The sequence below is a fragment of the Proteiniphilum sp. genome (assembly GCF_040307845.1).
Lineage (GTDB): Bacteria > Bacteroidota > Bacteroidia > Bacteroidales > Dysgonomonadaceae > Proteiniphilum.
In genome coordinates this window covers 146635-156051 of sequence record NZ_JAWRIS010000004.1, presented here as the reverse complement: position 1 = coordinate 156051, position 9417 = coordinate 146635, and the positions used below count along the sequence as shown (strand labels likewise).

The following is a 9417-nucleotide window of genomic DNA, read 5'->3' as shown; positions in this document are numbered from 1 at the left end:
CCCGGCGGGGCGAACCCGGGAAACTAACTTATCTTTGAATAATAATTGTCTAAGAAAGGGGAGAAGTTAATCGCGCTTGTTGGAAAATCTGATTGCCATTTTCTTAAAGAAAAAGTACGGCGAGAAAGTTTTTTATTACAAAAAAACATAGAAGTTGATTTTTATGTTCCGAAAGAAAAACTCGGTATTCAGGTGTCATATTCGGTTTTTGATATGGCAACCCGTGAGCGTGAATGTAATGTAATGCCTTGCTAAAATTGCACAATGCTTCTCGACTTGATACACTTCAAATTATCACGTATAATCAAGAAGGAACAATTGAAATGGAGGGCATATTGATAAACGCAATTCCAGCGTGGAAATATTTGGTGGAAGATAAGCAAAGCTGTGCTATCACCTTATTTCAAATATTTACGATTCTCAACTTCCTGTAGCACCCGCATCTGTTGAATGGCTATCTGGTTAAGTTTTTGTAGCCGTTCTGATTGTGGAATTTTATCGTTGATGAGAACGGCGTTGATATTCTCCATATTCGACAGGCATATCAGTTCGTTGATGGTTGCGTAATCACGGATATTGCCTTTCAGGTCGGGATTGGCTCCACGCCATTGTCTTGCCGTTATCCCGAAAAGAGCCATATTCAACACGTCTGCTTCATTGGCATACATGATTGATATTTGTTGTGGAGTGAGCTCTGCCGGGATCAGATTATGCTTTACAGCATCAGTATGGATATGGTAATTGATTTTCGACAGTTCCCGTTTGGCTGACCAGCCTAGAGCCTTTTGCTCCTCAATTTTTAGGCGCTTATATTCGGTTACGAGATAGAGTTCAAACTCTGCAGAAATCCATGCTGCAAATTTAAATGCAATATCCGAATGGGCATACGTGCCTCCTCCGTAGCGACCCGATTTTGAGGTTATTCCTATCGCGTTTGTTTCGGAAATCCATTTTTGAGAAGACATCCAGAAATGAGGTTTTGCTGATTCGTTTTTAAACCCCTCATAAATGTGGGGTTTAAAATCCGGATTATTCAGCATTTCCCATAATCCGATATATTCGATTGTGCTGTAAGTTCTTAACCATAAGCTGATTATTTGTGAAGGATTGTCTTTATCCCGAATTTTTGCAATGTCTGTCAGTGAAATATAGTCCTCTTCTGATTTTTTGTAAAAGACTATATCTGTTCCCTTTACTATTATTTTAGCCATAATCTATATTCGGTATAATTAAAATTAGGTTTGTACAAGATTTCACACTCTCCAAGGTATTCGATACTACTTTTCAAACTAAGCCATTTATAATTATAGCTTCATACATCTGGCTTAAAACCAGGCCGGTAAATGAGATATAATCTTCTTGTTGCCTATTTCTGATCCTTCAATAACTTCTCCAGAAGAGCACTTTTTTCTTTTTCCAGTTCAAGCATCCGTTTCTCCAGCTCGAGCATCCGTTCGTATAATGTAGTTTTTTCCTTAGTCAATTCGAGAATTTGTTCGATGGGATTATTGGTAATAGTGTTATTATTGCCTTCTGATATATTAGAAATATTGGCAATACTTCCTTCTTCAAAAGTATTATTTTCAATAATCAAAGTTACCGGATCTTCTTCGAGTTCCTTGATCAGTTCTGGGGCTACGTTCAAAGCTTTGGCAAATTTATCGATCATCTCATCCTCGATTACCTGTTTCTTCTCATAAAAAGAGACAAGAGTCTGACTGATTCCCATATCGGCGGCCAGCGCTTCTTGCTTCTTTCCCAATGTAGTCCGGAAACGTTTGATGGCGTGCCCATGATGCGTATTTTTATTCTTTGTTTTTTGTTCAACTGTTTCCATACCAGTACATTTTATAGGGTTTTATAGAATATCTTCAAAGATAGTCAAAATTTTTCTTAGTAATAAATAAGAACCCCAAATTAATAAATATGAACTCCCTATATTCTTCATTCTCCTTGTATATCCTATATCTTTGTCTGATGATTATAATACTTTAAAGAAAAGGATATGAAAACATAACAGCATTTATAACGAATTATTATCTTTGTATCGCATTTATGGTATGAAGTAATATAGCGCTTTTTTTGGTCTAACAACATTCGAATCCGCAAAATTCAAAACCAGAGACCAAAGAATGGAAGCGCCCTTAGCAATAAGGGCGTGGACATTGTATTATTCTCTGGTGAGGGCCCCTGCGGAGCCTGAATGTTGGAATAATGGCAATCGTCCGCGCCTCTTTTTTATATCCCCGCATATATATTTTACGCCCGCACGATTGTCTAATACCGCACCGGGTTTCAGCTATCTGTTAACTCTCTCCTCTCTCAGTCGGCATTCGCCGGAAATACCTTTTAATTTTTTACTAAACGCCGACAAGGTATTTGCCGCTTGTAATGGATCAAATCTTTTGTCGGCCTGTAATATAAACAGATACACCATGATGATAAATGATAAATCTAAATATCCTGAGCGTTGCCTGTCGTTATTAACCGTCTTACGGGATATATGCACACGGTACCGGTTGTTGTTCCTGCTGATGGCAGGGTTCTTTCTTTTCATAAACTCTACTACTTATTCGCAAACGGTCACCGTCACCGGGCGGGTTACCGAATCGTCAGGTAACCCGCTGCCGGGTGTCACCATAGTGATCAGAGGAACGTCCCCGACCGGCACGACCACCGGGGACGACGGTCGCTATACATTGGCCGGTGTGCCGACGGATGGGGTACTTTCCTTTTCCTTTGTCGGTTTTAAAACGCAGGAGATACCGGTGAACGGAAGAACACGGATAGATGTGCAATTGCAGGAAGAGGCCACCGCACTGTCCGAAGTGATTGTGAATGCCGGATATTATACCGTAAAAGACCAGCTCCGTACCGGCAGTATTGCCAGGGTGACATCCAAAGAGATCGAGAACCAGCCGGTAAGCAATGTGCTTTCGGCCATCCAGGGGCGCATGGCCGGGGTGAACATTACCCAGGGCACCGGCACAGGCGGGGGCGGTTACGACATCCAGATCCGCGGCACGAACAGTTTAAGAAGGGTGGGGAACTACCCGATGTATATTATCGACGGAGTACCGGTAAGCGCGGAAACATCTTCAAACAGTATTTCCGCATCCATACTTCCCTATACGGAAATCAACCCGCTGAACGCCATCCACCCGAATGATATCGAGAGCATCGAAATCCTGAAAGACGCGGATGCCACGGCCATTTACGGTTCCCGTGGCGCCAACGGCGTAATACTGGTCACCACGAAAAAAGGAAAGGTAGGTAGAAAGATGGCTGTCAACGTCAGCAGCAGCTATGGCCTTAGCCGGGTGACCAGCAAACTGGAGATGATGGATACCCCGCAATACCTGGAAATGCGCAGGCAGGCGTATGCCAATGACGGCATCACGCAATACCCGGCCAACGCATATGATATCAACGGCACCTGGGATCAGGAGCGTTATACCGACTGGCAGGACGAACTGACCGGACGGACGGCTGCCAACTCCAGCGTGCAGCTCTCAATAAGCGGGGGCAGCGATAATACAAGTTTCCTGGTCAGCGGCAGCCACAACGAACAAACCACCGTCTTCGGCAAAGATTTCAAATACAAGACCAATAACCTCTCCCTGAACCTGAACCATCGCTCGGCAGACAATCGGTTTACAATGAACGTATCGGGAACATTTTCCGAACAAACTAACAATTTGATACGGACAGATATCACCAAGCAGTCGCTCCTGCTCAGCCCCAATGCACCGGCACTCTATAAGGAGGACGGCAGCCTGAACTGGGAGAACAATACCTTCACCAATCCCATGGCATCGTACGAAAGTACCTACGACAACAGGAACAAGTCGCTTAATGCCAATATCAACCTGGGTTATGAACTGTTCCGCTCCTTTTATCTGAAACTGAACGGCGGAATCAACCAGCAGGTTTTTGAAGAGAAAATTTTGTCACCCAGTACGATGTATAATCCCGCTTTCGGGATTACACCCGCCAACTCCAATATCAGGAAAGCGAACCAAAACCAGTTTTCCTATTTGCTGGAACCCCAGTTAAATTACAAACGAGTATTTAATGAACATCAAATCGATATATTGATAGGAGGCACTTTCCAGCACAGGCAAACGTCTGCTTTGGGTGTATCCGGTCTGGGGTTTGAAAGTAATGCATTGATCGCAAACATGGCAGCGGCAGCGAATGTGACTGTCATATACGATACTGAAACCGAATACAAGTACGCCGCTGTATTCGGAAGGATCAATTACCAGTACAGGGACAGGTATATCCTCAATCTAACCGGGCGGAGGGACGGTTCCAGCCGTTTCGGGACGGATAACAAGTTTGCCAACTTCGGGGCGGTTGGCGCCGCATGGCTATTCACCGAAGAAGAATTTTTCAATGATATCCGGTGGCTCAGCTTCGGGAAACTGCGTACAAGCTACGGGGTGACCGGAAGTGATGCCATCGGCGACTACCAGTACCTGGATACCTATACCGTGAGTAGCAGGAGTTATGGCGGTATCAAGGCGGTGTATCCTTCACGGTTGTACAATCCCTATTTCAGTTGGGAGAAAACAACCAAACTGGAAATAGCATTGGAATTCGGATTCCTCAACGACCGGATACGTCTGAATACCTCCTGGTTCCGTAACCGTTCCGGCAACCAGCTGGTGGGTATTCCCTTGCCGAGAACTACCGGTTTCAGCAGTATCCAGGCCAACCTGCCGGCCACGGTGGAAAACAAAGGGCTGGAGTTCGAACTGAATACCAATCCCGTAAAAACAAACAGGTTCAACTGGAACAGTGATCTCAATATCAGTTTCCCTAAAAACAAACTGGTATCGTTTCCGGGACTGGAAGGCTCCACCTATGCAAACCAATACGTCATCGGTTATCCTGTGTCTATCGCGAAAGTGTATAACTATGAGGGAATCGACCCGGAAACCGGCCTCTATACCTTTACGGATTACAATGACGATGGCAATATCTCTTCACCGGACGACAACCAGGTAATCAAAAAAATAGGTACCAGGTATTATGGCGGCTGGTCGAACCTCTTATCCTATAAACAATGGGAATTCTCCTTTTTATTCCAGTTTGTGGACCAGGTACAGAAAAATATTATTGGTACGATGCCGGTGCCGGGGACGATGAATAACCAACCGGTGGAAATCCTGAATGTCTGGTCGAAGGATAATCCCGGCGGACAATATATGCCTTATACATCCGGCGCGTATGCACAGAAAAACCAGTCATATACACGTTTCGTGAATAGTACGGCGATCATCGGTGATGCCTCTTTTATCCGCCTGAAGAATATCCAATTAAGTTACAGGCTTCCAGTAAACAAGCACGTGCGGGATATACGGTTCTATGTGCAGGGGCAGAATGTTTTGACGTTTACCGATTATTTCGGTATGGATCCCGAGTTTGTGTTGACCGGGTTTTTACCACCGCTGAAGACTTGGTCTTTCGGCGTCCAGTTTAATTTTTAAAAATAAAAAAATGAAAACAATATCATATCTATTCTTTTGCTGGGGATTGCTCCTGTTCACGGCGTGTGAATCCCTGATCGACGTGAAGTATCCCACCAACCAGTTGGGTACCCCGCAGGTATTCGAAGATGTACAAACCGCCAACGCCGCACTGGCGAATATATATTCACTGTTACGGGACCAGTCCCTTCTGTCCGGTGGAAGTTTTAACGGAGTCGGTTCCCGGTTGGGATCGTATGCCGATGAGTTGGACTATTATACTTTTGACCAGAACGGGAATATGGATATATATCAAAATCAGGTACAGGAGTCAAATACGTCCATTTCAAATGTCTGGAATTTTTCTTATCAGCAAATTTATTATGCCAACGCCGTTATTTATGGTGTGGAACAATCGACCGCCTTGTCCGGTAACGACAAAAACCGGATCAAAGGGGAAGCATTACTGTTGCGTTCGTTGCTTTATTTTTACCTGCAACAGCTTTTTGGCGACATTCCCTATACGACCAGCCTGGATTACGAATACAACCGGACGATTGCCAAAACGGAAGATGCTGCATTGCTGACACTGTTAGAGAGGGATGTGACGGAAGCTGTCACTTTGTTAGGGGATGATTACCGCAATGAAGAAAGGATCTATCCCAACCGGAAAGTGGCACAACTGCTATTGGCCCGTATTTACCTGTTACAGGAGGAATGGCTGTTGGGCGAAGAGGTATTGGAAAATATCCTTCAGTCTCCGCTCTATCAATATGAGCCGGATATCAATGAGGTATTCCATAAGTCGGGCAAACATATCCTCTGGCAGCTCAAACCACAGAACAGCGGGGATGCGACAAGCGAAGTGCCGTTCTATTATTTTGTCAATTCGGCTCCCCCGAATTATGCGCTGACACAGGACCTGGTGGATGCCTTTGCCAGCAATGATCTCCGCAAACAGGAATGGATCGCGGAAATAACTGTTAACGGCCAGTCATGGTACCGGCCAGATAAATATAAAAACAGGCAGAACAACACGAATGAATATTCCATCGTCTTTCGTCTGGAAGAGGTTTACTTTATGATGGCGGAGGTACTGGCCAGACAAAACAGGATGGATAATGCAATCCCTTACCTCAATGCCTCACGGGAAAGGGCGGGGTTAACCCCATTCACATCCTTACCGGAAGAGGAATTCTATAACGAGTTAATGGCTGAAAAACGGCGGGAATTCTTTGTCGAATTCGGACATCGATTCTTTGACCTGAAACGGTGGGGCAGGTTGGGTGAGTTAAGTGTCATGAAACCGAATTGGGAAGACTACAAACAGGTGTGGCCTCTTCCTCAAAGCGAACTATTAATGAATCCCAATTTATACCCTCAAAACAGCGGATATTAATGATGAGAACCCCATTTATATTATTATCCCTGTGCCTGTTGACATTTTCAGGCACGGAATTGAAAGCACAAAACAAGTGGGAAGAGCTGCAACGGCTTGTGGACAGACATTACAATATGAGATTTTCGAAAATGAGTGAGAATGGCAGATGGTCCGTTGTCAGCAAATTGTATGAGCGGAATCGTGATACGATCCTGATCTTTGATAGCCACCATCCCGAAAAGGAGATAGGGCAAAGAGTAAGCATAGGCGAACCCTTTTTTCCCGGTAACAATCATTTGCTTACCCGAAACCGGCAGTCGGCGGAGTTATGGAACCTGAAGAGACAAACCGGTATCTATTTCGAGCATGTAAAAAATATGAATATCCTGAAAGATGAAGGATTGTTCGTATTACACTACAACGAAGAAGCCGATAACAGGGTAGGGGTGTATGACACTTCGGGCAGATTGTTGCAATCCGTCGATCACGCAACCAAATTTATGATTGCAGAAAATGACTGTGTATATGTTATTACCAAAGAGGAAGAAGGGGATTATCACCTTGTACGGCTGAGCGATAAAGGCAAGGAACAGCTATACAACTCTCCCTGCGAAATCAAGTTGTTGGACATATATCCCGGGCAACAAGGCATCATGATCCATGAACAGGAACGGGAAAGTACAGCTTTGAACGCCACCTATCTCGATCTAAAAACTAAGATAGCCTATCCTTTGCAGGAAGTATTGCCCATAAACCTTCAACGGGTTTTTCCGGAGGCAATCGCAGAAGGAGGGAACTATTTCCTCAGGATAGTAGTCGATTACGAAAAACAGGATACATCGCTTGTCGATATCTGGTACGGGAATGATTACCAGTTGGAGAAAAAATTCTATCCTCATCCTGTTTATGCCTATTATCTCTGGAGACCCGCAACAAAACAGATAACGCGGATAGGTACCGATCAATCGGCGGAGAAAGTGAGCCTGGGCAATGAACGTTATTTCCTGAGCTTTGACCGTTTCCTTCTACAGGATTATATCACTGCTTCCCCCAGATTGAAGTTCGATATTTATGACCTTCAGGAGAATACTTATTCCCTGATGGATACCACAAGGGCGCTGTATCCTTCACCCGGTGGGGAATATGTTTTATATCCGAAGGACAATAACTGGTATGCATACCATGTTACCACAGGCACTAAAAAGAATATTGTTTCGGATAAGTTGCGAAATCCTTATTTTACACCGGACGGGAAGAAAGCTTTTTTTGACGGGGATGACGGATGGTGGGTCTATAATTTGGAGGAAGACAATTTATCGAAACTGGATGATTTTGAAGGATACAAGGTAACTATCCTTAACGGAACTTCCAAAGGTATCAACACAGGGATTGGATTTAGACACCAAACAATCGATCCGGAAAAACCGGTGCTGCTTAACCTCTATGATCCCGGGGAAAATAAAAGCACTTACCTCTTATACGAAAACGGACGGAATGAAATGCTCGTGCCATTTACAGATATGAATATACGGGAGTTGAAGTATGACGGGGATTACAAACATTTCTATTATATTGAAGAAAATTATAATTGCCCTCCGCGGCTTGTGCATTCAGCACCGGGCAAGGGAAAAAACATAGTGTTTCAAAGCAACCAAACCGACAAAGCTGTCTTATCCCTCAAACAGGAAACGGTCTCTTATGCTAATAGCGACGGCATTCCCTTGAAAGGTATCCTTTATTACCCGTTAAATTACAATCCTTCCGGGAAATATCCGATGGTGGTAAAAATTTACCAGATACAAAGCCACAAGCACAATCGATATCCCTTATCGGAATCCAGCACACCAAACAGTGACGGGTTCAATCTACGGTTATTACTGGAAAAAGGATATTGTGTCTATTTCCCTGACATTGTTTTCGGGGAAAAAGGTACCGGTTTATCGGCGCTGGACTGTGTACACCATTCCCTGGATGCTTTGGAAAGCAATCAAAGTATCGATAAAGATAGAATCGGCCTTTACGGACATTCACACGGTGGGTATGAAACCAATTTTATCGCCACCCATTCCGACCGGTTCGCTGCCTATATTGCCGGAGCCGGTAACAGTGATATTGTCCGTTCCTATTTTTCGTATAACTACAATTTTGCACGACCTTTTTACTGGCAATTCGAGACCGGGCAATACCGGATGAAAAAGAGTTTCAGTGAAGACAAGGAACTTTATTTTCAAAACAACCCTATCCACTATGCAGATAGGGTGAATGCTCCCATTTTATTGTGGACCGGAAAAAAGGATCAGAATATTTACTGGGAACAGACCATGGAGTTCTATATCGGGCTGAAAAGGAACAAGAAAAAAGCGGTCGCCCTCTTTTATCCCGACGAGGGGCATACTATGTATTCACAGGAAGCATGCAACGATATCTCTTTAAGGATATTGGAATGGTATGACTACTTTCTGAAAGGAGAAAAAAAGATAGATTGGATTGAAAAGATAGACTCCCCAGATTGAAAATAAATAAGGCGCCCAAAGAGCGCTTCTTCTCTTTGGACGCCTTCTC

7 protein-coding genes are annotated in these 9417 nt (G+C 44.1%); 4 read left to right on the top strand and 3 right to left on the bottom strand.

Annotation, left to right across the window (positions count from 1 at the left end; all coding sequences use genetic code 11):
* The first annotated feature begins 45 nt into the window (after positions 1–45).
* A complete protein-coding gene (locus tag ABV001_RS00890; RefSeq protein WP_352421062.1) occupies positions 46–255 on the top strand; it encodes a hypothetical protein in 210 nt (69 codons plus the stop codon).
* A gap of 143 nt (positions 256–398) precedes the next feature.
* Here ABV001_RS00890 and ABV001_RS00885 read toward each other — a convergent pair whose 3' ends face one another.
* The 3 genes from ABV001_RS00885 to ABV001_RS00875 form a co-directional block, all read right to left on the bottom strand.
* Positions 399–1211: a KilA-N domain-containing protein gene (locus ABV001_RS00885; protein WP_352421061.1), complete on the bottom strand. Its 813-nt coding sequence runs from the start codon at positions 1209–1211 to the stop codon at positions 399–401.
* Between the two features lie 155 nt (positions 1212–1366).
* Positions 1367–1837, bottom strand: a complete 471-nt coding sequence (locus tag ABV001_RS00880) for a helix-turn-helix domain-containing protein (protein WP_352421060.1) — start codon at positions 1835–1837, stop codon at positions 1367–1369.
* Positions 1838–2299: 462 nt separating this feature from the next.
* Positions 2300–2557, bottom strand: coding sequence for a hypothetical protein (locus ABV001_RS00875; protein WP_352421059.1), 258 nt, complete (start codon positions 2555–2557; stop codon positions 2300–2302).
* Here ABV001_RS00875 and ABV001_RS00870 point away from each other — a divergent pair.
* From ABV001_RS00870 to ABV001_RS00860, 3 genes are read left to right on the top strand one after another with little or no spacing between them, the layout of a single operon-like run.
* A complete protein-coding gene (locus ABV001_RS00870; protein WP_352421058.1) occupies positions 2535–5495 on the top strand; it encodes a SusC/RagA family TonB-linked outer membrane protein in 2961 nt (986 codons plus the stop codon). The genes ABV001_RS00875 and ABV001_RS00870 overlap by 23 nt on opposite strands.
* A gap of 10 nt (positions 5496–5505) precedes the next feature.
* Entirely contained in the window at positions 5506–6873 is a 1368-nt protein-coding gene (locus tag ABV001_RS00865) for a RagB/SusD family nutrient uptake outer membrane protein (RefSeq protein ID WP_352421057.1), read from the top strand.
* Positions 6873–9368, top strand: a complete 2496-nt coding sequence (locus tag ABV001_RS00860; protein WP_352421056.1) for an alpha/beta hydrolase family protein — start codon at positions 6873–6875, stop codon at positions 9366–9368. Before ABV001_RS00865 ends, ABV001_RS00860 begins: the two co-directional genes overlap by 1 nt.
* Positions 9369–9417: the final 49 nt, after the last annotated feature.

What these genes read in the sequence shown, in the direction of transcription:
- ABV001_RS00885 (WP_352421061.1), bottom strand. Translation starts at nt 1,211, where the DNA reads ATGGCTAAAATAATAGTAAAGGGAACAGATATAGTCTTTTACAAAAAA.
- ABV001_RS00880 (WP_352421060.1), bottom strand. Translation starts at nt 1,837, where the DNA reads ATGGAAACAGTTGAACAAAAAACAAAGAATAAAAATACGCATCATGGG.
- ABV001_RS00870 (WP_352421058.1), top strand. Translation starts at nt 2,535, where the DNA reads ATGGCAGGGTTCTTTCTTTTCATAAACTCTACTACTTATTCGCAAACG.
- ABV001_RS00875 (WP_352421059.1), bottom strand. Translation starts at nt 2,557, where the DNA reads ATGAAAAGAAAGAACCCTGCCATCAGCAGGAACAACAACCGGTACCGT.
- ABV001_RS00865 (WP_352421057.1), top strand. Translation starts at nt 5,506, where the DNA reads ATGAAAACAATATCATATCTATTCTTTTGCTGGGGATTGCTCCTGTTC.
- ABV001_RS00860 (WP_352421056.1), top strand. Translation starts at nt 6,873, where the DNA reads ATGATGAGAACCCCATTTATATTATTATCCCTGTGCCTGTTGACATTT.